Origin of the sequence: Pseudoxanthomonas sp. UC19_8, from assembly GCF_042700505.1 — a bacterium.
Lineage (GTDB): Bacteria > Pseudomonadota > Gammaproteobacteria > Xanthomonadales > Xanthomonadaceae > Pseudoxanthomonas_A > Pseudoxanthomonas_A winnipegensis.
Map to the genome: position 1 here is coordinate 934056 of NZ_CP170559.1, position 24351 is coordinate 958406.

Genomic DNA, 24351 nt, shown 5'->3' on the forward strand with positions numbered 1-24351 from the left:
GCGCTCCTCAGGCCTGCAGTGCGCGCCGGTGCGGTTCGTGTTGCGCCGCCAGCTGTGGAGATTCCTGCTGGCGCAGCTGCGCGGCGCTGTCGCGTGCCGGTTCGGCGCTGGCCTGTGCCAGGTCCACCGCGCTGCGCCGTTGCGTCGGATCGGCCAGTCCGCCCTGGACCGCGAACACCGCCTCGCCCTGCCGCCCGGGCAGCACGTGGTCGATGCGCTGCAGGCCTTCGCGGCGGGCGTCGGCCGCCAGGCTGGCGGCGGTGTTGAGGAAGGCCTCGTCGTCCTGCAGCCCCAGGCGCTGACGCTGCGGCGCCAGGCCGCGCACCGCGTCGTCCAGCAGGCGGTTGGCGGTGGGCGCACTCGCGCCCTCGGCGGTGCTGGCGCGCGCGCCGAGGCCGGCTTGGTCCTGCGCCTGCATGACTGCGTCGATGTAGTGCAGATCCAACCGGTGCATGAGCATCCTGCCGGGGACCAGCCGCTCGAACACGCCCAGCGGCTCCGGATCGGGCAGGGTGATGCGGTGCCCCGGCGCGTCGGGCATGGCGTACTTGAGCGGGAAGCTGTCCTCCTGCAGATAGGTCAGCAGCTCGTTCTTGACGGCGTAGCTGCGGATCAGGCCTTCGGCCGCGTAGGCCTTGGCCTCCTTGGGATCCAGCCCTGCGCGCTCCAAGGTCTTGTTGTGCACGCCCGAGGCGTTGAAGGTCACCGCGGGCGTATCGGACGCCAGCGCCGCGGCCGCTGCAAGTCCGCCGCCCAGCGAATGCCCGGTGAGGATGAGGTCGTCGCCCAGCATGACCTTGGCCTTCTTGGCCAATTCGATCGACTGCCGGTACTGCGGGTCGTCAAAGCCCAGGCCCTGGCCGACGTTGTGCTTCCAGTCCTTGCCCTCGTCGGTGCCCGCGAAGGCCAGGACCACGTGGCCCTGTGGATCGCGGTAGAACGAGGCGTCGAAGCCGCTCTTGGCGTTGTGCTGCAAGGCGGGGTCGATGCCCAGCGCGCGAAGATCGTCGTCGCCCATCCGCGCCCAGCCTCCGGGAAGTGTCGGCGCCGGCCCCGACACGCCGCGGCGCAGATTGGCCACGGCATAGTTGTCCTGGAGCAGGGTGGACAGGTCGCGGTCGATCGGCCGCGGCTGCATGCCCGACACCTGGGCCGCGAATCCATCGTTCTGCGGTGTGTTGCGATCATCCATTCGCCAATCCTTGCGTCTTGGTCGGGCCCACGGCCCGCGTCATCGGCGACGGGCCGCCGCCGACCGGTCTACTCGCGGGCGACCCCGTGCTGGGTCAGCCAGGCTTCGACGGCCGCGCGCTCCTGCTTGCCCTGCGCGTTGAGCAGCCGCTCCCGGGTCATGAAGAAGTAGCGCTGGAAGGTCACGCCCTGCGCGTTGACCGCGCGCGGGTCGACGCCGGCCTCTAGCAGGCGCAGCAGCGCCTTGCCGTTGTTCGCCGAGGCCGCTTCGTGCAGCAATGTGTTGCCCATGCTGTCCTTGCGATTCAGATCCACCCCGGCCTCGATCAGCATCTCCAGCTGCGGGGCGCGGCCGGACTGCACCGCGGAGAACACCGGCGTGCGGCCGCCGCGCGGGCTGACGATGTCCACCGGCGCCTTGTGCGCGATCAGCACGCGCAGGTACTCGGGCGGCTCGACCATGGCGGCCATGTGGGCGACGGTCTCCTGGTCCATGCCCAGCAGGCGCGCGTCGGCGCCCGACTCCAGCAGCGCCGCCAGCGCCTCGGGCTGTTCGGTCCAGATGGCCCATTCGAGCAGGGTGACGTTGTCCTCGCCGTGTGCGGCCAGGTCGGTCGAGCCGGCAAGCGCGCGGATGCGGGCGATGTCGCCGTGCTGGATGGCCTGCGCCATCGGCACGATCGCCGGATCGTGGAAGGGGATGCGGGAGCTGTCCTTCATCGTTGCTGACATGCCGGTCTTCTCCTTCGCGCCGACCGGTCCGGCGGCGCATGAAGCCATGAGCAAGAAAGTCGCGAGGGCCGCTAGGGCCGGGACGTGCCTGCGCATTGCGGGGTTCCTTTCCGTCTGCGGGTGCGTCGGCCCGCCCTCGTGCCGGGCCGCGTCCCGATACTAGCAAAGCGTTGCGTCACCCAGACAAGCATCGCGACCGTGCATCCGTCACGGCATCGAGAGACAGGGCGGGGGCTTCAAGGCCTCGCTGGCCTGGCACGGGCGATGTCGCGGCGGTCTGCCGTGGCCGCGCTGGCGGAACAGACGGCAATGACGCCTGCGCGCCGCCAAGGTAGGGGCCCTGCCTCGTATCAGCCGTGGGGCAGCGGCGCCAGATGCGGTGTCAGCAGGCCGGCCAGCCAGTCCATGAAGACCCGCACGCGTCGCGGTAGATGTCTGCGCTGGGCGTAGAGCAGGGTCAGCGGCATCGGTTCGGCCACCAGCTGCGGCACCACTTCGACCAGCTCGCCGCGTGCCAGTGCGTCGCGAACGCTCAGCAGCGGCACCTGGATGATGCCCAGGCCGGCCAATGCGGCGACGTGGTAGGCCTCCACGTTGTTGACCGTGACCGCGCCGCCCATCGGCAGCAGGCGGTAGGCCTCGCCGTCGAAGTACTCGAAGCCCGACGGGCGCTGGCCGAGCACGCTGGCGTAGTGCACCAGTTCGTGCGTGGCCAGGTCCTCCAGCCCGTGCGGCGTGCCGCGACGGGCGAGGTAGGCGGGGCTGGCGCAGTTGACGATGTGCATCACGCCTAAGGGCCGGGCCACCAGGGCGCTGTCCTGCGGGGTGCCGCCGCGCAGCACGCAGTCGAAGCCCTCGCGGACCACGTCCACCAGCCGGTCGGTGGCGCTGAGCTCGATCTCCAGCTGCGGATGCTCGGCCAGGAACGCAGGAAGCTGCGGCAGCACCAGCAGGCGCGCCATGCCGCTGCTCATGTCCACCCGCAACCGGCCGCGCAGCTGCCGGCCCTCGGTGAGGAACATGGCCTGCAGTTCCTCCAGGTCGGCCAGCACGTCGCGGCTGCGCTGATAGAACGCGCGGCCATCGGCGGTGGGCTGCACGCGCCGGGTGGTGCGGTGGAGCAGCTGCGTGCCCACGCGCGCCTCCAGCTGCTGCACGGCGGTGGACACGCTGGCCTTGGGCAGGCCGAGCGATTCGGCGGCGCGGGTGAATCCGCCCAGCTCGACTACGCGCTGGAAGGTCCGCAGGGATTGGGCGAACTCCATGATTGTTCACCGATGTTGAACAGTAATGCCAGGTTCGAGTGATTTATCGGCTGCGTCAATCCCAATAACGTGCCTTGCATTGGCGCACTCCCGCGCCTGCTAGGAGCCTTCCCATGAGCACTTCCCCTCGCATCACCCTGATCACCGGCGCCAACCGGGGCCTGGGCCGTAACGGCGCGCTGGCGGTGGCCAAGGCCGGCAGCGATGTGATCCTGACCTATCGCAGCCATGCCGACGAGGCACAGGCGGTGGTCGCGCAGATCCAGGCGCTGGGCCGCCGCGCCGCCGCGCTGCAGTTCGACGTGGCCGACGCCGCGGCGCTGCCCGGCTTCGTCGAGGCGCTGCGCGCGCAGCTTGGCCAGTGGCAGGCCACGCAGTTGCATGCGCTGGTGAACAACGCGGGCACCGCGCTGTACGCTCCAATCGCCGAGACCACGCCGGCGCAGTTCGAGCAGATGGTCGCCGTGCATCTGCGCGGGCCTTACTTCCTGACCCAGGCGCTGCTGCCGCTGATCGCCGATGGGGGGCGCATCCTCAACGTCTCCAGCGGCCTGGCGCGGTTCGCGCTGCCGGGCAGTTCGGCCTACGCGATGATGAAGGGCGGCATCGAGGTGTTCACCCGGTATCTGGCCAAGGAGTTGGGCGCGCGCGGCATCAGCGTCAACACGCTGGCGCCTGGCGCCATCGAGACCGACTTCGGCGGCGGCCGCGTGCGCGACGATGCGCAGGTCAACGCGATGGTGTCCTCGGTCACCGCGCTCGGCCGCCCGGGCAAGGCCGACGACATCGGCCCGGTCATCGCCATGCTGCTCGACCCGGCCACGCAGTGGATCAACGCCCAGCGCGTGGAGGCCTCGGGCGGCATGCTGGTCTGAGCTTGCAGCCTCGCCCAGAGGTGCGGGCAAAGGAAGGGTTCTCGCTGAAGTGCGGAGCCGGGAGCGCCACTTCGCCGACCAGCCTCGACCCGGCCGGATCGAGGCTCCGCGGCGGATCGATCCGGACTTCTTTTGACTTTCGACCCAGAGGTCTCCGGACCGCTGCCCTTCCGAAGCCACAATCCACACTGCGCCAAGATCTCTGCGTCGAGAGAAGAACCAAAAAGAAAGGGCGGCCCCGAGGCCGCCCTTTCCGGTTCAGCAGCAGCGGAAGCCGCGCCCCCCGCCGAAGCGCGCTTCCTGGCGCTCGCGGAAGAAGGTCTTGTAGTCCATCGGCGTGCGGTCCGGGTGCTTCTCCAGCACGTGGCGCACGTAGTTGTCGTAGTCGGGGATGCCGCAGCACAGCCGCGCGGTCTGCACCAGGCGCCGCCACACGCGGCGGTGCACCTGGTACTGACCGACGGGAACCAGCGCGGTGCCCATCACAGGTCCGCCATCTGGGCCGGCGTCAGCGCCACGTACTCGGTCTCACGATCGCTGCGCTGCGGATTGCGGCGCGCGACCAGGATCGCCTTGATCGAATACACCAGCACCATCGCCACCACCAGCAGGAACAGCGTGGTCAGCGCCGTGTTGACGTAGGCATTGACCACCACCTTGTGCATCTCGGCCATCGACTTGGCCGGCGCCAGCACCTCACCGCGGCCGATCGCGTCCTGGAACTTGTGCGCCTGCGCCAGGAAGCCCTGGCCCGGATTGCTGTCGAACAACTTGATCAGCCCGGCCGTGGTGGTGCACGCCAGCAGCCACAGTGCCGGGATGCCGCAGACCCAGGCATAGCGGTCGCGCTTGAGCTTGAACAGCACCACCGTGCCGAGCAGCAGCGCGATGCCGGCCAGCATCTGGTTAGAGATGCCGAACAGCGGCCACAGCGTCTTGATGCCGCCGAACGGATCGGTCACGCCCGAATGCAGCAGATAGCCCCACAGCGCCACGCAGCCGGCGGTGGCGATGATGTTGGCGGTCCACGACTCGGTGCGCTTCATCGCCGGGACGAAATTGCCGATCAGGTCCTGCAACATGAAGCGGCCCGAGCGCGTGCCCGCGTCGACCGCGGTCAGGATGAACAACGCCTCGAACAGGATCGCGAAGTGGTACCAGAAGCCCATCGAGTCGCCGGTGGGCAGCACCGCGTGCAGGATCTGGGCGATGCCCACCGCCAGCGTCGGCGCGCCGCCGGCGCGATTGAGGATGGTGCTCTCGCCGATGTCCTTGGCCGTGGCGGTGAGCACGTCGGGGGTGATGACGAAGCCCATCTCGCTGACCTTGGCGGCCACGGCCACCACGTCGGTGCCGACCACGGCCGGCGGCGCGTTCATGGCGAAGTACACGCCCGGGTCGATGATGCAGGCCGCCACCAGCGCCATGATCGCCACGAAGGACTCCATCAGCATGCCGCCGTAGCCGATGTAGGGCATGTGCGCCTCATTGGCCAGCAGCTTGGGCGTGGTGCCCGAGGAGATCAACGCATGGAAGCCGGACACCGCGCCGCAGGCGATGGTGATGAACAGGAACGGGAACAGCCCGCCGGTCCAGACCGGACCCTTGCCGGTGTGCGCGTACTCGGTCAGCGCCGGCATCTTCAGGTCGGGCATCACGATCAGGATGCCGATCGCCAGAGCGATGATGGTGCCGATCTTGAGGAAGGTGGACAGGTAGTCGCGCGGAGCCAGCAGCAGCCACACCGGCAGCACCGAGGCGACGAAGCCGTAGCCGATCATCATCCAGGTGATCTGCACCTTGGTGAAGGTCAGCGCCGGGCCCCAGCTCGGGTCCGCGGCGACCTTGCCGCCCAGCCAGATCGCCGCCAGCAGCAGCACCAGGCCGACCACCGAGATCTCGCCGATCTTGCCCGGGCGGATGTAGCGCATGTACAGGCCCATCAGGATCGCGATGGGCATGGTGGCGAACACGGTGAAGGTGCCCCACGGGCTCTCGGCCAGGGCGTTGACCACCACCATGGCCAGCACGCCCAGGATGATGATCATGATCAGGAAGGCGCCGAACAGGGCGATGGTGCCGGGAATCTGGCCCATCTCCTCGCGCACCAGATCGCCCAGCGAGCGCGCATCGCGGCGGCTGGAGATGAACAGCACCATGAAGTCCTGCACCGCGCCAGCGAACACCACACCCAGCACCAACCACAGCAGGCCGGGCAGGTAGCCCATCTGCGCGGCCAGCACGGGGCCGACCAGCGGGCCGGCGCCGGCGATGGCGGCGAAGTGGTGGCCGAACAGCACATGCTTGTTGGTCGGCACATAGTCCAGACCGTCGTTGCGCAGCACCGCCGGCGTGGCCCGCGTCGGGTCCAGCCGCATCACCTTGCTGGCGATGAACAAGGCGTAGTAGCGGTAGGCGACCAGATACAGCGACACCGCCGCCACCACGATCCACAACGCGTTGACGGTTTCCCCGCGCCGCAGCGCCACCGTCCCCAGACAGAACGCGCCCAGGAGCGCGAGCAGCGCCCAGGCGATCTTGGATAGCCCCTTCATGAAATGTCCCCGGCTGTAATGTGGCGGACAGGGTTCAACAAGCCTCGGCGGGGGTCAATCATCCATTGTGCTGGTGGCGGCTCCTACTTTGGTCTAGTAGCCGCCCGCGCGGCGGCGCCGCTCAGAGCCAGCGCGCCCGCTTGAACAGCACGTATAGTACGCCGCAGGTCACCGCCACCGCGCCGATCAGCACCCAGTAGCCGAAGCGCGCGTGCAGCTCGGGCATGCCTTCGAAGTTCATGCCGTACCAGCTGGTCATCAGGGTCGGGGCCGCCAGCAGCGCGGCCCAGGGCGCCCAGGCGCTTGACCGTCTCGCCCTGGCCTAGGGTCACCAAGGAGAGGTTGACGCTGAGCGCGGTGCCGAGCATCTCGCGCAGGGTGTCGATGCCGTCGTTGACGCGCAGCGCGTGGTCGTGGACATCGCGCATGTACAGGCGGATCTCCTCGGGCACCAGCGGGTTCTGGGTGCGCACCAGCTGGGCCAGGACGTCCTGCAGCGGCCCGACCGCCACGCGCATCAGGGTCAGTTCGCGCTTGAGGTCGTACAGCCGGCGCACCACCGCGCCGCGGTAGGTCTCGGAGAAGATGTCGCGTTCCAGGGTGAACAGCGTGTCGCGCGACTCCTCGATGATCGGCAGGTAGTTGTCGACGATGAAGTCCAGCACGGTGTACAGGCAGTAGGCCGGGCCGAGCTTGAGCAGCTCCGGCTCGCGCTCGATGCGCTGGCGCGCCGGGGTGTAGGACAGCGAGGCGCCGTGGCGCACGGTGATCAGATAGCGCTGGCCAAGGAAGGCCTGGGTCTCGCCGTAGCGGATGCGTTCGTCGATGACCTGCACGGTGTGCATGGCCATGAACAGCGAGTGGCCGTAAGTCTCCAGCTTGGGCCGCTGGTGCGCCTTGCCGGCGTCCTCGACGGCCAGCGGGTGCAGGCAGAACTCCTCCTGCAGCTTCAGCAGGACGTGTTCCTCGGGCTCGTACAGGCCGACCCAGACGAACGAGCCGTCGTCGCGGGCCAGCACGTCGCTGATCTCGTCCAGGGTCAGGTTGGTGCGCGTGCCTTGCCGGTCGTAGGCGGCGCAGGTGATCACACAGGCCGGGTTGCCGGGGGCCGAAGGCGGTTGCGGGACGGGGGGCAGGGCGTCGGTATGCGGGAGCAGGGTCATGCGCGGCATCCTGCGCCCGGGCGGCTGAAGGCGGCAACACGATCCGCCGCGGGCATGACCACCGGCACATCCACTAGTCCCAAGTTCACACTAGTGTTGTGTTCAACCTAGTGCCCACACGCAGCGTCCATGGTCGATGTCGACAGCCAACTGAAGAAGTTCCAGAAGGAGCTCAGCGCCGGCACCGTCTCCCTTGCGCTGCTGGCGGTGCTGGCCCAGGCCGAGGAGCCGCTGTACGGCTATCTGATCGCCAAGCGCATGGAGCAGCTGGGCCAGGGCGTGCTGGCCGGCAAGCAGAGCGCGCTGTATCCGGTGCTGCGCAATCTGGAGGCCGCCGGCCTGCTGGAGAGCGAGGTCGAGCCGTCGGCGTCCGGCCCGCCGCGCCGCTACTACTGCATCACCGCCGCGGGCCGACAGGTCCTGGCGCAATGGGCCGCCGCCTGGCGCGCCACCCGAGATTCCGTCGATCTTGTTCTCAAGGGGACCACCGCATGAACGCACAAGGTTTGCCCACCACCATCCCCGAATACCTGGACCAGCTGCGTGCGGCGCTGAAGGGCGCCGACCCGGCCATGATCCAGGACGCGCTCTACGACGCCGAGGAGTATCTGCGCGCCGAGCTGGCCGAGCAGCCCGGCAAGAGCGAGGCCGAGGTGATCGCCTCGGTCGCCGGCAGCTACGGCGCACCGGAGGAGGTGGCCGACATCTATCGCCAGACCGAGGTCACGGTGAGCCGCGCGCTGCGCCCGCCGCCGCCGCCGCCGCGTCGCTCCTGGCTGGGGCGCTTCTTCGGCGTGGCCGCCGATCCGCGCACCTACGGCGCGCTGTTCTACATGCTGCTGTCGATGGCCACCGGCGTCTTCTACTTCAGCTGGGTGGTGACCGGCGCCAGCCTCTCGGTCGGTCTGCTGATCCTGATCATCGGCATCCCGATCCTGCTGCTGTTCCTGATGTCGGTGCGCCTGCTGTCGCTGGTCGAGGGACGCATCGTCGAAGTCCTGCTCGGCGTGCGCATGCCGCGGCGCCCGCTCTATACACAGCGCGACAAGTCCTGGTTCAAGCGCCTGGGTGAGCTGTTCACCGACGCCGGCACCTGGACGGCGATGCTCTATCTGCTGTTGATGCTGCCGCTGGGCATCGCCTATTTCACGCTGATCGTCACGCTGGGATCCACCGCGATCGCCTGCGTGCTCTCGCCGCTGAGCCTGCTGGGCGGCAACCACTACGTGTTCTGGGCGAACGGCGAGAACCTGCTGGACACCAGCCCGTGGATCGCGATCGTGACGCCGGTGGCCGGGTTCCTGCTGCTGTTCCTGACCCTGCATCTGGCGCGCTGGATCGGACGCTTCCACGGCTGGCTCGCCAAGCACCTGCTGGTGCGCACGCCGGTGGTGTGAGAGGCGAGGCGTGAGTGCAGGGGCAGTGTTTTTTGCTCATTCCTGCCTCCTCTTCGCTCATTCCTGCCTTCAACCCTCGGCAAGCGGGTCATCGGCACGCATCGGCGCTGCCGACGCGGAAATCCATCCAGGAAACAGACCACCGTGGTCAAGACGATCGGCAACATCGCGCTGTATTTCCTCGCCCTGGCCGTGGCCGCTTACGCCATCCTGGCCTACGCGCTGCTGCCCTTGGGAATCGGCGTCCATCCCGCCATGCGGCTGACGTTTCATGCGCACCAGGTGGGTATCTACACCCATGTGTTCGCTTCATCGCTTGCGCTGCTGACGGGGCCGTTCCAGTTCTCCTCCAGGCTCCGGCAGCGGTCTGCGCAGGTGCATCGCTGGATGGGGCGCGTCTACCTGGGGATCGGCGTCGCGTTGGGCGGGCTGTCGGGCCTGTACATGGCCACGCTCGCCTTCGGCGGGCTCACAGCCAAGTTCGGCTTCGCGTGCCTGGCGTTGGCCTGGCTCTACACCGGACTGCGGGCGTTCGGCGCCATCCGCGCCGGCGATGTGGCCGCGCATCGCAGGTGGATGGTGCGCAACTTCGCGCTGACCTTCGCGGCCGTGACCCTGCGGATCTATCTGCCCATCTCGGTCGCCAGCGGCATCCCGTTCGAGACCTGCTATCCGGTGATCGCCTGGCTGTGCTGGATCCCGAATCTGCTCGTGGCCGAGGCGCTGTTCAACCGCGCAAGTGGACCGTCACCGATGCGAGAAGTGCGCGCGCAGGAGTGAGCGGAGCCATAGCGCCTTCGCTCACTCCACTCGCTTCTGCCTCAGTTGTACTTGGCGATGAAGGCCTTGACGTCGGGATAGACCGACTCGCGCCAGCGGCGGCCGCTGAAGATGCCGTAATGGCCGGCGCCTTCGACGGTGATGTGCTTGCGCCGGGCCTTGGGAATGCCGGTGCACAGCCCGTGCGCGGCCTTGGTCTGGCCGAGGCCGGCGATGTCGTCCAGTTCGCCCTCGATGCTCAGCAGCGCGGTGCCAGTGATCGCCGAGGGATCGACCTTGACGCCATCGATCGTCCACAGCCCGCGCGGCAGCAGGAACTCCTGGAAGACCACGCGGATGGTGTCCAGGTAGAACTCGGCCGGCATGTCCAGCACCGCGTTGTATTCGTCGTAGAAGCGGCGGTGGGCATCGGCGTCTTCCAGGTCGCCCTTGACCAGGTCGGCGTAGAAGTCCCAGTGCGACTGGAAGTGGCGGCTGGGATTCATGGCGATGAAGCCGGCGTGCTGCAGGAAGCCCGGATAGACCGCGCGGCCGTGGCCGGGGTAGTTCACCGGCACGGTATGGATGACGTTGTGCTCGAACCAGGACAGCGGGTTGCGCGTGGCCAGGTCGTTGACCTGGGTCGGGCTGACGCGCGCATCGATCGGCCCGCCCATCATCACCAGCGAGCGCGGCGTGGTCTCGCCGGCGCTGGCCATCAGCGACACCGCGGCCAGCACCGGCACCGTGGGCTGGCACACGCTCATCACGTGCAGCTTGTCGGCGCCAATGTGGCGGATGAATTCCTGGATGTAGGCGACATAGTCCTCCAGGCCGAAACCGCCTTGCTCGGCCGGCACCAGGCGCGCGTCGATCCATTCGGTCACATAGACCTTGTGGTCGCGCAGCAGGGTGCGCACGGTGTCGCGCAGCAGCGTGGCGTGGTGGCCGGACAGGGGTGCGACCACGAGTACGGCGGGCTGGGCCTTGAGCCCGGCGATCACCGCCTGATCGTCGGTGAAGCGCTTGAAGCGCAGCAGCCGGCAGAACGGCTTGGCGATGATCTCCTGCTCGATCACCGGCAGGGTGTGGCCGTCGACCTCGACCTCACCGATGTCCCAGTCGGGCTTCTCGTAATCCTTGCCCAGCCGGTGCATCAGCTCGTTGTAGGCCGAGATGCGCTCGGCGCCCGGCAGGGCCGAGAGCCAGCTGTTGGGATCGGAAAAAATGCGCGAGCTGGCGTCGGCCAGGTGGACCCATGGGGCCATCCACTGACGGCCCATTTCATGCCACTGGTAAAGCATCATAGGAACAAAACCGTGCTGGATCAGGCGGTTGCCGCGGCGCAGGATAGCCCAACGGCGGGCGCGCCACATGAAAGCGCCGCGGACCGGCTCAGGGGCTGGCTTCCAGCGCCGCCGCCTCGGCGGCCAGAGCCGGGCCGAGCCAGCAGTGCGAGCCGGCCGCGCGCAGCCCGGCGCGCCTGAACTGGCGCCGGTACCACGCCGCCGGCCGCGCCTGGAAGCCGACGTGGTCGCCCTCGAACGCGTCTTCGGCGGCGAAGGTCTCCAGAAACGCCACCCCGCCGCACAGCTCGGCCAGGCCGGGCAGGCCGCGGCGCAGTTCGGCGTCGGGCAGGTAGTGCAGCACGTCCGAACACACCAGCAGGTCCACCGGCGCGCACGGGCGCAGCCACTGGAAATCGCCGAAGGCGGCCAGGTGCAGGTTGCGGCGCGCGCCGAAGCGGCGCACCACGTAGTCGCTGCTGTCAAAGCCCAGGTACTGCGCCCTGGGCCGCAGCTTGCGCAGCGGCGCGCGCCAGGCGCCTTCGCCGCAGCCGATGTCCAGCACGGTGCGGATGGGGCGTTCGAGCCAGTACTCGGCGCAGCTGACCGCCAGGGCGACCTTGCGCGCCAGCCGCGCGCTGCCGCCGATGTCGCCGCCGCGATACCAGTGCTGGAAATAGGCGGCGTCGTAGCGCTTGTCCAAGATGCGGGCCTGGGAAGGGATGAGCGACAATGATCGCCTCTTCGCAGCTGCGCGCGCCACGGAGCCGATTCGATGCAGGCTTATTTCTGGGTCAAGACCCTCCATGTGGTGTTCGTGGTGGCGTGGATGGCCGCGGTGTTCTACCTGCCGCGCATCCTGGTCAACCTGGCCGAAAGCGCCGGCCAGCCCGAGGTGCAGGCGCGCCTGGTGCTGATGGGACGGCGGCTGTATCGCTTCGGGCACATGATGTTCGGCATCGCGCTGGTGCTGGGTCTGGTGCTGTGGCTGGGCTACCGCTTCACCCCGGACTTCCCGACCATGGTCGGTCCCGGCAGCGGCTGGCTGCACGCCAAGCTGGCGCTGGTGGTGCTGGTGCTGGCGCACTACGTGGTGTCCGGGCGCTGGCTCAAGCGCGTAGCGCGCGGCGGCGCGCTGCCCTCTGGGCGGGCGCTGCGCTGGTTCAACGAGCTGCCCGTGCTGGGGCTGGTGGTGATCGTCTACCTGGTGCTGGCCAAACCGTTCTAGGCCATCCGCGGCGGGCCGCGCCCAGGACCAATGGCCCATGACCTGACCGGACTGCAAGGTAGGATTCGAAGTCCCCCCCTGTCTGCCCGGATCCCGCCACGCCATGACCGCGTCCCGTCGCCGTGGGCTGCACGCCCTGGTCCTGCTGTCCTTCCTGCTGGCCTGCGTGACCGCGCAGGCCGCCGAACCCGCCGCCCAGGACACCGGCTTCAAGCCGCTGGAGGCCTTCGCCCCGCTGCAGCTGCCCACGCCGGCCACGGCCGTGCGCGGCGGCGCCGGCAAGCCCGGGCCGCTGTTCTGGCAGAACCGCGCCGATTACGCGCTCAAGGCCAGCATCGACCCGGCCAGCCACACGCTGAGCGGCGAGGCGACCATCACCTACAGCAACCACAGCCCCGACGCGCTGGACGTGCTGTGGCTGCAGCTGGACCAGAACATCTACCGGGCCGATTCGCGCGCGGCCAGCACCCGCACCGCGCGCCCGGGGCGCACCTCGCCCGGCAGCGACGGCATGACCATCGCCAGCGTCGAGGTCGAGCAGGGCGGCAGGCGCGTGCCGGTGCGCTACCTGGTCGACGACACCCGCATGCGCGTGGATCTGCCGACCGGCCTGGCCGCCAGGACCGGCGTGCTCAAGCTGCATATCGCCTACCGCTACGTGGTGCCGGGCGAATGGGGCGGGCGCACCGCGGTCACCCCGACCAGGAACGGCGACATCTTCGAGATCGCCCAGTGGTATCCGCGCATGGCCGTCTACGACGACCTGCGCGGCTGGGACACCCAGCCCTATCTGGGCTCGGAGTTCTACCTGGAGTACGGCGATTTCGACTACGCGGTGACCGTGCCGTGGAACTACATCGTCGCCGGCTCCGGCGCGCTGACCAATGCCGATGAGGTCCTCACCGCCACCCAGCGCGCGCGGCTCAAGCAGGCGCAGGCCAGCGACAGGACGGTGATGATCCGCACCCCGGAGGAAGTCACCGACCCGGCCAGCCGGCCCGTGCGCAGCGGCACCCAGACCTGGCGCTTCCACATGGACCACACCCGCGACGTGGCCTTCGCCGCCTCGCCGGCGTTCGTCTGGGATGCGGCGCGCATCAATCTGCCGGCCGGCAAGCAGGCGCTGGCCATGTCGGTCTACCCGGTGGAAGGCGCGGCCAACTGGGTGCGCTCGACCGAATACGTCAAGGGCGCCATCGAGCACTTCTCTGACAAGTGGTATGCCTACCCGTGGCCGGTCGCGGTCAACCTGGGCGGCCACGGCGCCGGCATGGAATACCCCGGCATCGTCTTCGACGGTTACGAGGACAAGGACGACAAGCTGTTCTGGATCACCGCGCACGAGCTGGGCCACGGCTGGTTCCCGATGATCGTCGGCTCCAACGAGCGCCGCCATGCCTTCATGGACGAAGGCTTCAACACCTTCATCGACGTCTATGCCTCCGACGCCTTCAACCACGGCGAGTACGCGCCCAAGCGCGACGGCGAATACGCACCCAAGGGCGGCAACCCGGTCGATGAGATCCTGCCGGTGCTGGCCGACAAGGACGCGCCCACGCTGATGGACCTGGCCGATGCGACCAGCGAGAAGTACCGCCATCCGGTGACCTACTTCAAGGGCGCGCTGGGCCTGGTGCTGCTGCGCGAGCAGATCCTGGGACCGGCGCGCTTCGATCCGGCGTTCCGCAAGTACATCGCCACCTGGGCCTACAAGCACCCCACGCCGTCGGACTTCTTCCGTTTCATGGAAAGCGAGGCCGGCGAGGACCTGTCGTGGTGGTGGCGCGGCTGGTACTTCAACAACTGGCAACTGGATCTGGGCATCAGCGCGGCCGGGTACGTCGATGGCGATGCGGCCAAGGGCCTGGCGGTGACGCTGGAGAACCGGCAGAAGCTGGTGATGCCGGCGACGCTGCGCATCGACTACACCGATGGCACGCATGAGGATCGGCGCGTGCCGGTGGAGACCTGGATCCAGCGCGCCGCCCCGCAGCTGCTGCTGGCCACGCGCAAGCCGGTGTCCAAGGTGACGATCGACCCCGACCACGTACTGCCCGACGCCGACCGCGCCAACAACAGCGCCGTCCCCGGCGCCTGAGGCCGCCTGCATCACGGACCGGCCCGGGCGACGCCCGCGCCGGTCCGTGCGGCCGGTTGGTCAGGCCCTCGCGCGCGGCCAGCGCAGGGCGATGACGGCGATGCTCAGCGACAGGACGATCTCGATCCCGCCCAGCACCAGGTAGTACGGCCGCGCGCCGGGCAGGGTGAGCAGCATGATCGCCGTGTAGGCCATGCCCAGCAGCACGTTGAGCCAGCGGCACAGGCGCGCCGGCAGCAGCAGCGCGCCGAGCACCATCAGCGCCGGCACCGCCATCATCAGCGAGACGCCGACCAGCGAGCCCTCGCTGTAGGCGCCGACCGGGCCTTCGCCGGCGAGCATGCCCTTGAGCTTGTCCGGCGTGTACAGGCCGAAGTAGTCGCCATACAGATAGCAGAACATCAGCGCGCCCCAGGCCGCCGACAGGCGCTGGCGCACGGGGACGGGCGTGTCTTGCAGAAGGGAGCTCATTCCAGTGTGTCCGTCAGGGTGGAGGCGACCGGTCGCATGCCGAACAGCAGCAGCCACAGGCACAGGCCGATCTCGCCGAACGCCGCCGGCAGGGTCGCGTAGTTCGACAAGGCGCCCTGGTCGTAGCCCGGTACCAGCAGCGCGCCGAACACGTTGCACACATAGCCAAGACCTCCCAGGATCAGCGCGGCGCCCAGCACGCGCGGCAATTGCCGCGAGCGATAGACCAGCAGCCCCAGCGGCAGCAGCCACAGGCCCCAGAACAGGGTCGCCATGAAGATCGCGTTCCGGTAGGCCGTCATCGAATGCAGGGCTAGCGCCTCGCGCACGTTGCTCGACACCGCGTCCAGGCCCGGATCGGTCAGCGCGGTCAGCGCATCCAGTCGATGGGCGGCGGCGATCAGGGCGATCGGCACCGCGATCACCGCCAGCACCACCATCGCGGCGGCCAGGGTGCGCTGCACGTGGCGCAGCAGGCGGTGGAGCAGGAACGGCAGCGCCAGGAAGGCCAACTGCTCCAGTACGAAGGACGCGATGCCGGCCTGGAACAGCCGCTGCCGCGCCACGATATGTTCGAGCATGCCGCTGGGGTCGCCCAGGGCGCGCAGCTGGCCTGGCACATAGGCCAGGCTGAATATGCCGGTGAGTACCACGACCAGGTATACCGCCCCGGTCCAGCGCGCGATCGATCCTTGGGTTGCCACCGGCGGTCCCGCGCCTGCGCGCACATTGAGAGTGAGTGCAAGCTACCGCCCATGTCCTGTCGGCAGTGACTGCCGGAAGTCATGCGCGGGCAGGTGGAGGCCTTCGGCGGCGTGTGGCGGTGCGCTTCAGCGGTGTGCGCAGGTGCGCTGGGCGAACATGCCGCTGGCGAAGTAGGCCAGCAGCTCGGCGTCCTGGCTGCCCGGTGCGGCGCTGTCGAGCATGGCGCGCGCGGCGTCGGCCAGCTGCGCCGCTTCGTCGGCGCCGACCTTCTCGATGGCGTCCCACAGCACGGCCTGCTGCTCGTCCACGGCCGCCGCGGCGCTGAGCAACTGCGGCGAGGCGTCATCGGGCAGCGGCTGGCGGGTCGGGTCGGGCAGCAGCGCGGTCAGTTCCAGCGCGTAGCGCAGGCTGCGCAGGGCGATGGCGGCCAGCGAGGCGTCGACCCATGGCGTCAGCCCGTCCGGCAGCGCGTGCAGCGGCGTCGGGGCGCGGCCTGCCATCAGCGCCAGGCGCACCGGATCGGGCGCGTCTTCGACCGTACCGGCCACGTGCAGCGGCCAGCCGCGCAGCGCGGCGCGCGCCAGGTCCACACGCTGCGCCTCGGTCAAGGCAGCGACCGAGCCGGCCAGGCTGGCCAGATGCAGGTTGGCGCGCGCATGCGCCGCGGCATGCGTGTCGGCGGCGTCGCCCGGTGGCAGCAACTGCTGGGTCTCCCACAGGCTGCGCGCGTAGTGGAGGACGCAATGGGCGAGCTGATTCATCGAGGACTTCGAGCGGACGGCGAGCGCCGAGGAACGGCGCAAACGCCGGCAGGGGCGCGCATTCTAGGCGATGACGGCATGCCGCTGGCTGAGTGGGCGAGTTTGGGGATCAGTTGTTGCTGGGGCAGCGCTGTAGGCGGTAATTGATCACCGTCGATTGCCCGCACAAGCAGTGACATCCGTGGCAACCGCCATGGCGGCGATGAGGCTTTCCCGGCAGGGCCTCATCGCCGCCATGGCGCCCCCTGTAGAGCGGAGCTTGCTCCGCTGCTCTTCGGTCGGTTCGTGGGGAAGGCTCCAGCGGAGCAAGCTCCGCTCTACATGCAGGCCGGGACAGTTGCTCCCACCAAGGACGATGAGCTCAGCAGGCCTACAACACATAGCTCAGCAAGCCCACCAAGAGAGATGAGCACAGCTGGCTTATCGAAAGAGATCAACTCAGCGGGGAAGAAGCGCTCGATGGTGGTGCAGCTTCGGCAATCAGCCGCGTTTGCGCAGCGGCGTGTCGCCGAGTTTTTCGACCCGACCGCCGGCGCGTTCGAAGGCGTCCAGGCGGTCCTGCAGTTGGCGTTGCGCGGCGCGCTTGTCCTCGCGCGGGCGGGAGAATTCGATATCCGGCGGCATGGCCTTGGAGCTACGCAGTGTCGTCATAAGCATCTCGTGGAACGTGCTGCATCAATGACAGCGGCCTCGTCAGCCGTCTGTGAAGGCCGCGCGTCGAGGCCGGTTGCCTTACATGGACGACCCGGCGGCACTCAAAGCGAGGTTCAAGACGGGATCGCATCCCACCCAACGGGACAGGAAGACCCTTTGACGCAGTATCGTCCGGAGCGCTGTGGTTTGATGTCCGTGCGATACAGGAAGTGGCGTGCAATGACGTTTTTGCGTCAGGCTCTCCCGCTCAGTCGTACTCGTCTCCCCCCGCGATCCTCATACGTGATGAAAAATTTCCTCAAATTCCTTCTCGGCGCCGTCCTGCTGTTGCTGGTGGTCGGCGTCGTCTTCCTGTTCTGGCCGATCAAGAACGTGACAGGCCCCAAGCCCGATAGCGACCGGTCGGTCGATGTGGTCCTGGTCGGCGGCGGCATCATGAGCGTCACCCTGGCCACCTATCTGCAGGAACTGGAGCCGGACTGGAACGTGCAGCTGTTCGAACGTCTGGACGGCGTGGCGCTGGAGAGCTCCAACGGCTGGAACAACGCCGGCACCGGACACTCGGCCTTCGCCGAGCTCAACTACACCCCGGAGCTGCCCGACGGCTCCATCGAGACCAAGCGCGCGGTCGGCATCGCCGAGCAGTTCGAGGTCTCGCGCGAGTTCTGGTCGCACCAGGTGCGCGAGGGCCGGCTGGGAACCCCGTCGGACTTCATCAATCCCACCCCGCACATGAGCTTCGTCTGGGGCGATGACCGCATCGAGTACCTGCGCAAGCGCCACGACGCGCTGGTCAAGAATCCGCTGTTCTACGGCATGCAGTACTCCACCGATCCGGCGCAGATCAAGGCCTGGGCACCGCTGGTGATGGAAGGCCGCGATCCGGCGCAGAAGGTGGCCGCCACCTACATGCCGCTGGGCACCGACGTGAACTTCGGCGTGATCACCAACCAGCTCACCGCGGCCCTGCAGAAGAACCCGCACTTCCACCTCAACCTGCAAAACGAGGTGCAGGGCCTGCACCAGAACCAGGACAAGACCTGGAACGTCACCGTGCGGGACCTCAAGTCCGACCAGCTGCGCACGGTCCGCTCGCGCTTCGTGTTCATCGGTGCCGGCGGTGCGGCGCTGAAGCTGCTGCAGATGTCGGGCATCCCCGAGGCGAAGAACTATGCGGGCTTCCCGGTGGGCGGCCAGTTCCTGGCCTTCCAGGCGCCGGCCATCGCCGGCCGCCACGACGTCAAGGTCTATGGCATGGCCGATACCGGTTCGCCGCCGATGTCGGTGCCGCACATCGACGCGCGCAAGCTGGACGGCAAGCCGGTCGTGCTGTTCGGGCCCTTCGCGCTGTACAGCACCAAGTTCCTCAAGGCCGGTTCGCAGTGGGACCTGTACTCCTCGGTCAACCAGCACAACGTGGGCGGCATGCTCAAGGTGGGCGAGGAGAACCTGGACCTGGTCAAGTACCTGCTGCAGCAGGCCGAGCTGACCGACGCCGATCGTCAGGCCGAACTGGTCAAGTACTACCCCAACGCCAAGCGCGAGGACTGGAAGCTGATCACCGCCGGCCAGCGCGTGCAGGTGATCAAGCGCGACCCGGCGACCGGCAAGACCAGCCTGCAGTTCGGCACCGAGATCGTCACCGACCAGGACGACACCATCGCCGCGCTGCTGGGCGCCTCGCCGGGCGCGTCCACCTCGCCGCCGATCATGCTCAAGCTGATGGCTCAGGCCTTCCCCAGGCAGATGGAAGCCGGCTGGAAGCAGAAGCTGGAGCGGATCGTGCCCAGCTACGGCCAGGAGCTCAACAAGAGCGCGGCGCTGACCAACCGGATCCGGCGCATGACCAGCGAGACGCTGCACCTGCCCTACATCGAGGTGCCGGACAACGCCGGCCTGCAGCCCGCCCCGGCCGCCGAGCCGGCGGTGCAGCCGCAGCCCGAAGTGCCGGTCAAGACCGAGGACAAGACCAACAAGGCGATGCAGGCGCTGTAAGCCTGCGATCCGGATCGCCCCGCCAAGCGGCCGGTCCGTGACGACGCAACGCCAAGCCCGCGGCCCCGTGCCGCGGGTTTTTTGTTGCGATCAATCCGCCTCAATCGCGCGCCAGCGTCCAGCTGCGCAGCAGGCCGTCCACGCCGGCCTCGATCATGTCGAAGGCCTTCACGAAATCCTGGGGTCCGCCGTACCAGGGATCGGGGACATCGATCGCGCGCTGGCCTGGCGCGTACTCCATCAGCAGGCCGATCCGGGCGCGCGCATCGGGCGGGGCCAGGCGCTCGATGGCGCCGACATGCTGGGCGGTCATGCCCAGGATCAGGTCGAAATGGCGATAGTCGCGCGCCTCGATCAGCCGGGCCCGGTGCGGCGGCATGGGCACGCCGCGTCGCTGCAGCTCCTGCAGGGCACGACGGTCGGGCGGATTGCCGACTTCCTCGTCGGTGACCGCCGCGCTGTCGGTGTCCACCTCGATGCCCTGCGCGGCCGCCTTGCGCAGCAGCAGCGCCTGCGCGGTGGGCGAGCGGCAGATGTTGCCGGTGCAGACGAACAGCACCGAGGGGGTGGTCTGGGACATGGCGACGGATCGTGCGAAGCAAGGGCCGATACCCTAACAGCCTGCCCGCGATGCGGGCCTACAGCGGACGATGCAGCTGCACCCGGTCGCGGCCCTCGTGCTTGGCCTGGTACAGCGCCAGGTCGGCGTCGTTGAACAGCCGCAGCGTGTCCTCGCGGGTGCGGACCATGGCGATGGCCACGCCGGCGCTGATGGTGATGTGCCAGGGCGCGTCCTGGCCGGGTACGCGCAGCTCGCAGGCGGCCACGGCCTTGCGGATGCATTCGGCCACGTCCAGCGCGTGCTGGGCGTCGGTGGTCGGCAGCACACAGGCGAACTCCTCGCCGCCGTGGCGGGCGACGGTGGCCTGTGCGCCGGCGCAGTCGCGCATGGCCGCGGCGACCTGGCGCAGGGCCTCGTCGCCGGCGGGGTGGCCGAAGCGGTCGTTGAAGCGCTTGAAGTGGTCCACGTCCAGCAGGATCAGGGCGCGTGGCAGGGGCCCGTCCGGCGAGGGCGAGACCACTTCCAGCAGCCGGCGGCGGTTGTCCAGGCCGGTGAGCTCGTCGCGGTAGGACAGGGTGCGCAGGCGTTCGTTGGCCTCGTGCAGTTCGGCGGTGCGCTCGCGCACGCGCTGTTCCAGCACGCGACGCTGTTCGCGCAGGCGGCGCGTGCGCCAGGCCGCCAGCCCGTAGCCGACCAGCAGCACGGCGAACCCCGCGGCCACCCGCGCGCCCGGTGTCTGCCACCACGCCGCCTGGATGTTGATCGGCACTTCCAATGGCGTGCTCGTGTTGCCGGCGTGGTCGCGCGCCTCCACGCGCAGGCGGTAGTGGCCCGGCGGCAGCGCGTTGAAGCTGCGGAAATTCTGTTCGGTCCAGTCGCCCGGCGCGGTGTCGTAGCCGAGCAGCTGGGTGCGGAAGCGCGAGTCGGCCTCGCGGAACCAGGACAGCAGCGCGTAGTCGATGCGCAGCTCGCGCTTGCCCGGCGGCACCTCCAGCGCGGGTCCGGCCACCGGGCGGCCGTCGATCCGCAGGCCGGTCACGCGCAGCGGCTTGGGCTGGGTGTCGTGCAGCTCACGCCTTGGGTCGTAGACGGCCAGCCCACCCAGCGTGCCGGTCCAGAAGCGGTCGTGCCGGTCCAGAAACTGCACGTAGTTGCATTCCTGGTGCAGCAGGCCGTCGTGGCGCCCGAAGATGCGGCTCTCGTAACCGCGCGCGGTCGGGGTGAGCAGCTGCACGCCGTTGTTGGTGCACAGGTAGACCCGGCCCTTGCTGTCGACCTGGGCGTTGTAGACGCTGGGGTCGGGTGGTGGTGGCAGCGGCTCGGGCAGTAACCGGGGCTGGCGTGGGTCGCTGATGTCCACGCGTGCCACGCCGGCGCTGCTGGTGCCCAGCCACAGGATCTGGCGGTGCCCGGCGTCGGGGATCAGGCTCAGGCCGATGACGTTGGTGTCGGTCAGGCCCAGGTCCGTGCCCAGCGTGTCCCAGCGTGTACCGTCGAAGCGCGCCAGGCCGTGGTTGGTGGCCGCCCACAGCCACGAACGACCCTGCGCATCGATCACGTCCAGCACCCGCAGCGCGCGCCAGGGGGCATTGCTCACCGGCGGCGGGAAGCGCGTCCAGGCGCCGTCGCGCAGCCGGTACAGGCCGGTCTCGCGGGTGGCGAACCACTGCTCGCGCCGGCCCTCGTAGGTGCGCACCAGGGTGTCGTAGAGCAGTTCGCCCTCGGTGTGCTTCCAAGGGGTGGCGATCGGCGCGAAGCGCGACTGGCCCGGCGACCTGCGCAGCACCACGCCGCCGCGCAGACTGACCCAGTAGGTGCTGCGTCCGGCCTCGTCATGGGTGGCGATCACCGAGCCGATGTTGGCGTCCGGCGGCACGCCCTCGTCCTGGCCGAAGTGGTGCCACTGGCGGCCCTGATAGAGCGACAGGCCTTCGCCGGAGGAACTCACCCACAGCCGCTCGCCGCCCTGGCCGTCGGGTTCGACCAGGAAGCCGAACACGCCCAGCCCGTCCGAGCCCATCAGCGAGGCGATCACCCAGGGGCTGGCGCCGAGCACGGTGCGGGTCACGCCCCAGTCGCTGGCCATCCACAGCACGTCCAGCCCGTCGGGGCTGCGCCAGGCGATCACGTCGCGGATCACGTCCGACCGCAGGCCGTGGCGGCGGTTGAACACCTGCAGGGTGTCCTCGTGCAGGCGAAGCAGGCCGGCGCGGCTGGCCACCCAGATCGCGCGGTTGCCGTCCGGCAGCGCGGTATTGGCCACGTTGTAGATCACGTTGCTGGGCAGACCGTCGTGGTCGTGGCTCCAGTGGCGCAGGCCGTCGGCGCGCATGCGCCACAGGCCGCCGGTGTAGGTGGAGATCCACAGTTCCTCGCGGCCCTGCTGCATGACCGGCATCAGGTCCTCGACCTGGGCCACGTCGAACTGATGACCTTCCCAGCGCCGCCAGGCGACCTGGCCCGGATCGCGGTACCACAGGCCGCGCGCGTTGGTGCCCAGCCACTGCCGGCCGGGCACGCCCAGCTGCCGGGTCTGGGCCATCGACCGCAGCGGGTCGGCCGGCAGCGAGGCATTCCCAGGATCCAGTTCCCAGCGCCCGTCGCGCAGGCGCATCAGGCCGTGGTCCCAGGTCAGCGCCCACAGCACCACCTCGCCGCTGGGGTCGGTGGTCTCGGCGAAATGCTTGATCTGGTTCGAGGGCAGGCCGGTGTCGGTGTTGGCCGCCTGCCAGTGCTTGCCGTCATAGACCGCCAGGCCGGTATTGCGGAACGCCGCCCACACCCGCCCGCCGTGGTCGACGAACACATGCGTGGCCGAGTGTCGCAGCGCCGGCTCGTCCACCGCCATCCAGCGGCGCCCGTCGTAGCGGTACACGCCGGCCGGCGTGGCGCCCCAGACGAAGCCATTCCTGTCCACGCAGGTCGAGGACACGCCGGCGTCCGGCAGCCCCTCGTCCTGGCCGAAGTTGGTGAAGGCCGGCGCCTCCAGATCGGTGAGATCGAGCGGACGCACGCTCGCCGCAGCGCCGGCCGCAGCCTGCGCGGCAGGTATGGCGCAGCACAGCAGCATCCACAGGATGGCCCTGGCCTTGAACATGCGACGGTTCTCCCCTTGGCCCGATTATGCAGACTCCCATGCAAGAAAAAGGCCCCGCGCGCGGGCGGGGCCTTTCGGGAGCGTGATGCGTTGCAGCATTCAGTGCGCGCTGTGCTCCAGAGCCTTCACCGCATCCAGCGTTTCCTGCACGTGCAGCTTGGGGCTGCGGTCGGAGTAGACGTGGGCGACCTTGCCCTGCGGCGTGATCACATACGAGGTGCGGTCGGACCAGCCGGGCTTCTCGGCCAGGGTGGCGTCGTACTGCGCGGCGATCTTGGCGCCCGCGTCGGCCGCCACCGGGAACTTGCCGCCGCAGGTCTCGGTGTTCTTGGAGAAGTCCGCCAGCTGGTCGGTGTTGCCGGCGGTCACGCCGATCACCGTGGCGCCATGCGCCTTGAACTGGTCCACCGCCTCGGAGAACAGGTGCGCCTCCAGATTGCAGCCGGCGGTGTTGGCGGCGGGAAAGAAGTACACCACCACCGGGCCCTTCTTCAGCGCATCGGCCAGGGTGAAGGTGAAGGGCTTGCCGGCCAGATAGGCCGGCGCGCTGAAGGCGGGGGCCTCAGCGCCGGTCTTCAGCGCGGCCGAGGCGGTCGAGGCCAAGGTGAGCGCGAGGGCCAGGGCGGCGGACTTGAGCAGGGGCTTCATGGGGTGGCTCCGGGGAAAGTGGCGTGGGTCGTTATACGCCACCGGTCCGGCGGCGGGTGTGGCGGGCGGCGCTACGGGCGGCGCTGGGCGAACAGCCAGGCCCACAGCGCCGGGTCGGCGTAGGTGACATCCCAGACGTTGTGATTGCCGTGCGGATACTCGGTGTAGCGCGCCGGATGGCCGGCGGCCTCGAAGGCGGCCACCAGCCGGTGGTCGTCTTCTGGCAGGACGATATCGTCCTGCGCGCCATGGAACATCCAGATCGGCGTGCCGCCCAGGCGCGTGGCGATGGCGGCGTAGGGATCGGCCAGGCCGTCGACCGGGGTGACGCGCAGGCTCGGCCGCTGCGGGCGCGGCGGGTGCACCGCGCCGCACACCGGCGCCAGCGCGGCGAACCGCTCCGGCGCCAGCAATGCCACTTCCCAGGTGCCGTAGCCGCCCATCGAGATGCCGGTGGCGTAGACGCGCGCAGGATCGGCCTGGAACTCGGCCAGCGTCGCCGCCTGCGCGGCCAGGGCGACGCGTGCGTTGGTGCCGGTCCATTCCTCCTCGTCCGGCACCTGCGGCAGGACCACCAGCGCGGGGAAGTCGCGGCGATGCCGCTGCAGATACGGGCCGAGCCCGGCCTCGAGCTGCTTGCGATTGTCGCGGCCGCGCTCGCCCGAGCCATGCAGGAACAGCACCAGCGCCGGCGCACCCTGATAGGCGGCGGGCGAGGGGACGAACACCTGGTAGCGATGCGTCGCACCATCGACCTGCACGCTGCGCTCGACGAAGCGCCCCGACATGGTCTCAGGCCTGGAAGCGCAGGCGGCGAGCAGGGAACAAAGCAACAACAGGGAGAACCTTTTCATGAAACGCATGATCCTGCGGACACAGCGCGCATCCTAGGTCCCTGGCTCGGCGTAC

General features: G+C 69.0%; 21 protein-coding genes and 2 pseudogenes. 7 read left to right on the plus strand and 16 right to left on the minus strand.

Annotated features, from left to right (window positions below; genetic code table 11):
• Positions 1 to 7: 7 nt before the first annotated feature.
• The 3 genes from ACFJIT_RS03955 to ACFJIT_RS03965 form a co-directional block, all read right to left on the minus strand.
• Positions 8 to 1192, minus strand: coding sequence for an XVIPCD domain-containing protein (locus ACFJIT_RS03955; RefSeq protein ID WP_379655112.1), 1185 nt, complete (start codon positions 1190 to 1192; stop codon positions 8 to 10).
• 68 nt (positions 1193 to 1260) lie between these two features.
• Positions 1261 to 2019, minus strand: coding sequence for an ankyrin repeat domain-containing protein (locus ACFJIT_RS03960; protein ID WP_379655113.1), 759 nt, complete (start codon positions 2017 to 2019; stop codon positions 1261 to 1263).
• Between the two features lie 254 nt (positions 2020 to 2273).
• Positions 2274 to 3188: a LysR family transcriptional regulator gene (locus ACFJIT_RS03965; RefSeq protein ID WP_379655114.1), complete on the minus strand. Its 915-nt coding sequence runs from the start codon at positions 3186 to 3188 to the stop codon at positions 2274 to 2276.
• Between the two features lie 113 nt (positions 3189 to 3301).
• Here ACFJIT_RS03965 and ACFJIT_RS03970 point away from each other — a divergent pair, with 113 nt between their 5' ends.
• Complete coding sequence (locus ACFJIT_RS03970) at positions 3302 to 4063, plus strand: SDR family NAD(P)-dependent oxidoreductase (protein ID WP_379655115.1); 762 nt, start codon at positions 3302 to 3304, stop codon at positions 4061 to 4063.
• 258 nt (positions 4064 to 4321) lie between these two features.
• Here the strand turns inward: ACFJIT_RS03970 and ACFJIT_RS03975 are convergent, their stop codons facing one another.
• The 3 genes and pseudogenes from ACFJIT_RS03975 to ACFJIT_RS03985 form a co-directional block, all read right to left on the minus strand.
• On the minus strand, positions 4322 to 4546 hold the full coding sequence (locus ACFJIT_RS03975; RefSeq protein WP_130521058.1) for a YbdD/YjiX family protein: 225 nt from the start codon (positions 4544 to 4546) through the stop codon (positions 4322 to 4324).
• Positions 4546 to 6618 (minus strand): carbon starvation CstA family protein, encoded by a 2073-nt coding sequence (locus tag ACFJIT_RS03980; protein ID WP_379655116.1) that lies wholly within the window; start codon positions 6616 to 6618, stop codon positions 4546 to 4548. Before ACFJIT_RS03980 ends, ACFJIT_RS03975 begins: the two co-directional genes overlap by 1 nt.
• Positions 6619 to 6739: 121 nt before the next feature.
• A pseudogene (locus tag ACFJIT_RS03985) lies at positions 6740 to 7781 on the minus strand (magnesium and cobalt transport protein CorA).
• A gap of 129 nt (positions 7782 to 7910) precedes the next feature.
• Here ACFJIT_RS03985 and ACFJIT_RS03990 point away from each other — a divergent pair.
• From ACFJIT_RS03990 to ACFJIT_RS04000, 3 genes and pseudogenes are all read left to right on the plus strand, one after another.
• A complete protein-coding gene (locus ACFJIT_RS03990; protein ID WP_379655117.1) occupies positions 7911 to 8276 on the plus strand; it encodes a PadR family transcriptional regulator in 366 nt (121 codons plus the stop codon).
• A 77-nt stretch (positions 8277 to 8353) separates the two neighbouring features.
• A pseudogene (locus ACFJIT_RS03995) lies at positions 8354 to 9097 on the plus strand (sensor domain-containing protein); the annotation flags it as partial.
• Positions 9098 to 9322: 225 nt separating this feature from the next.
• Entirely contained in the window at positions 9323 to 9958 is a 636-nt protein-coding gene (locus ACFJIT_RS04000; protein WP_379655118.1) for a DUF2306 domain-containing protein, read from the plus strand.
• Between the two features lie 41 nt (positions 9959 to 9999).
• Here ACFJIT_RS04000 and ACFJIT_RS04005 read toward each other — a convergent pair whose 3' ends face one another.
• Positions 10000 to 11241 (minus strand): polyhydroxyalkanoate depolymerase, encoded by a 1242-nt coding sequence (locus tag ACFJIT_RS04005; RefSeq protein WP_130535915.1) that lies wholly within the window; start codon positions 11239 to 11241, stop codon positions 10000 to 10002.
• A 91-nt stretch (positions 11242 to 11332) separates the two neighbouring features.
• Entirely contained in the window at positions 11333 to 11926 is a 594-nt protein-coding gene (locus ACFJIT_RS04010; protein ID WP_379655119.1) for a class I SAM-dependent DNA methyltransferase, read from the minus strand.
• Between the two features lie 72 nt (positions 11927 to 11998).
• Here ACFJIT_RS04010 and ACFJIT_RS04015 point away from each other — a divergent pair, with 72 nt between their 5' ends.
• Positions 11999 to 12451 carry a CopD family protein gene (locus ACFJIT_RS04015; protein WP_379655120.1) on the plus strand — a complete coding sequence of 151 codons (453 nt, stop codon included), beginning with the start codon at positions 11999 to 12001 and terminating at the stop codon, positions 12449 to 12451.
• A 103-nt stretch (positions 12452 to 12554) separates the two neighbouring features.
• Positions 12555 to 14549, plus strand: coding sequence for a M1 family metallopeptidase (locus ACFJIT_RS04020; RefSeq protein ID WP_379655121.1), 1995 nt, complete (start codon positions 12555 to 12557; stop codon positions 14547 to 14549).
• A 60-nt stretch (positions 14550 to 14609) separates the two neighbouring features.
• Here the strand turns inward: ACFJIT_RS04020 and ACFJIT_RS04025 are convergent, their stop codons facing one another.
• The 4 genes from ACFJIT_RS04025 to ACFJIT_RS04040 form a co-directional block, all read right to left on the minus strand.
• Entirely contained in the window at positions 14610 to 15020 is a 411-nt protein-coding gene (locus ACFJIT_RS04025; RefSeq protein ID WP_379655122.1) for a DUF6326 family protein, read from the minus strand.
• Positions 15017 to 15724, minus strand: coding sequence for a DUF4386 domain-containing protein (locus ACFJIT_RS04030; RefSeq protein ID WP_379655123.1), 708 nt, complete (start codon positions 15722 to 15724; stop codon positions 15017 to 15019). Before ACFJIT_RS04030 ends, ACFJIT_RS04025 begins: the two co-directional genes overlap by 4 nt.
• Before the next feature lie 126 nt (positions 15725 to 15850).
• Positions 15851 to 16486, minus strand: coding sequence for a hypothetical protein (locus tag ACFJIT_RS04035; protein WP_379655124.1), 636 nt, complete (start codon positions 16484 to 16486; stop codon positions 15851 to 15853).
• 480 nt (positions 16487 to 16966) lie between these two features.
• Positions 16967 to 17137: a hypothetical protein gene (locus tag ACFJIT_RS04040; protein WP_379655125.1), complete on the minus strand. Its 171-nt coding sequence runs from the start codon at positions 17135 to 17137 to the stop codon at positions 16967 to 16969.
• 288 nt (positions 17138 to 17425) lie between these two features.
• On the opposite strand from ACFJIT_RS04040, the gene mqo reads away from it, so the two are divergent.
• On the plus strand, positions 17426 to 19135 hold the full coding sequence (gene mqo, locus ACFJIT_RS04045) for a malate dehydrogenase (quinone) (protein WP_379655126.1): 1710 nt from the start codon (positions 17426 to 17428) through the stop codon (positions 19133 to 19135).
• Between the two features lie 100 nt (positions 19136 to 19235).
• Here mqo and ACFJIT_RS04050 read toward each other — a convergent pair whose 3' ends face one another.
• The 4 genes from ACFJIT_RS04050 to ACFJIT_RS04065 form a co-directional block, all read right to left on the minus strand.
• On the minus strand, positions 19236 to 19715 hold the full coding sequence (locus ACFJIT_RS04050) for a low molecular weight protein-tyrosine-phosphatase (RefSeq protein WP_379655127.1): 480 nt from the start codon (positions 19713 to 19715) through the stop codon (positions 19236 to 19238).
• A gap of 58 nt (positions 19716 to 19773) precedes the next feature.
• Positions 19774 to 22794, minus strand: coding sequence for a diguanylate cyclase domain-containing protein (locus ACFJIT_RS04055; protein WP_379655128.1), 3021 nt, complete (start codon positions 22792 to 22794; stop codon positions 19774 to 19776).
• A gap of 99 nt (positions 22795 to 22893) precedes the next feature.
• Positions 22894 to 23442 (minus strand): peroxiredoxin, encoded by a 549-nt coding sequence (locus tag ACFJIT_RS04060; protein ID WP_131659392.1) that lies wholly within the window; start codon positions 23440 to 23442, stop codon positions 22894 to 22896.
• Positions 23443 to 23513: 71 nt separating this feature from the next.
• Positions 23514 to 24296, minus strand: coding sequence for a phospholipase (locus tag ACFJIT_RS04065; protein WP_379655129.1), 783 nt, complete (start codon positions 24294 to 24296; stop codon positions 23514 to 23516).
• Positions 24297 to 24351 lie beyond the last annotated feature (55 nt).

Bases quoted from the DNA above. Each gene is read 5' to 3' on its own strand.
- ACFJIT_RS03955 (WP_379655112.1), bottom strand. From the start codon at position 1,192: ATGGATGATCGCAACACACCGCAGAACGATGGATTCGCGGCCCAGGTG.
- ACFJIT_RS03960 (WP_379655113.1), bottom strand. From the start codon at position 2,019: ATGCGCAGGCACGTCCCGGCCCTAGCGGCCCTCGCGACTTTCTTGCTC.
- ACFJIT_RS03965 (WP_379655114.1), bottom strand. From the start codon at position 3,188: ATGGAGTTCGCCCAATCCCTGCGGACCTTCCAGCGCGTAGTCGAGCTG.
- ACFJIT_RS03970 (WP_379655115.1), top strand. From the start codon at position 3,302: ATGAGCACTTCCCCTCGCATCACCCTGATCACCGGCGCCAACCGGGGC.
- ACFJIT_RS03975 (WP_130521058.1), bottom strand. From the start codon at position 4,546: ATGGGCACCGCGCTGGTTCCCGTCGGTCAGTACCAGGTGCACCGCCGC.
- ACFJIT_RS03980 (WP_379655116.1), bottom strand. From the start codon at position 6,618: ATGAAGGGGCTATCCAAGATCGCCTGGGCGCTGCTCGCGCTCCTGGGC.
- ACFJIT_RS03990 (WP_379655117.1), top strand. From the start codon at position 7,911: ATGGTCGATGTCGACAGCCAACTGAAGAAGTTCCAGAAGGAGCTCAGC.
- ACFJIT_RS04005 (WP_130535915.1), bottom strand. From the start codon at position 11,241: ATGCTTTACCAGTGGCATGAAATGGGCCGTCAGTGGATGGCCCCATGG.
- ACFJIT_RS04015 (WP_379655120.1), top strand. From the start codon at position 11,999: ATGCAGGCTTATTTCTGGGTCAAGACCCTCCATGTGGTGTTCGTGGTG.
- ACFJIT_RS04020 (WP_379655121.1), top strand. From the start codon at position 12,555: ATGACCGCGTCCCGTCGCCGTGGGCTGCACGCCCTGGTCCTGCTGTCC.
- ACFJIT_RS04025 (WP_379655122.1), bottom strand. From the start codon at position 15,020: ATGAGCTCCCTTCTGCAAGACACGCCCGTCCCCGTGCGCCAGCGCCTG.
- ACFJIT_RS04035 (WP_379655124.1), bottom strand. From the start codon at position 16,486: ATGAATCAGCTCGCCCATTGCGTCCTCCACTACGCGCGCAGCCTGTGG.
- ACFJIT_RS04040 (WP_379655125.1), bottom strand. From the start codon at position 17,137: ATGACGACACTGCGTAGCTCCAAGGCCATGCCGCCGGATATCGAATTC.
- mqo (WP_379655126.1), top strand. From the start codon at position 17,426: ATGAAAAATTTCCTCAAATTCCTTCTCGGCGCCGTCCTGCTGTTGCTG.
- ACFJIT_RS04050 (WP_379655127.1), bottom strand. From the start codon at position 19,715: ATGTCCCAGACCACCCCCTCGGTGCTGTTCGTCTGCACCGGCAACATC.
- ACFJIT_RS04055 (WP_379655128.1), bottom strand. From the start codon at position 22,794: ATGTTCAAGGCCAGGGCCATCCTGTGGATGCTGCTGTGCTGCGCCATA.
- ACFJIT_RS04060 (WP_131659392.1), bottom strand. From the start codon at position 23,442: ATGAAGCCCCTGCTCAAGTCCGCCGCCCTGGCCCTCGCGCTCACCTTG.
- ACFJIT_RS04065 (WP_379655129.1), bottom strand. From the start codon at position 24,296: ATGAAAAGGTTCTCCCTGTTGTTGCTTTGTTCCCTGCTCGCCGCCTGC.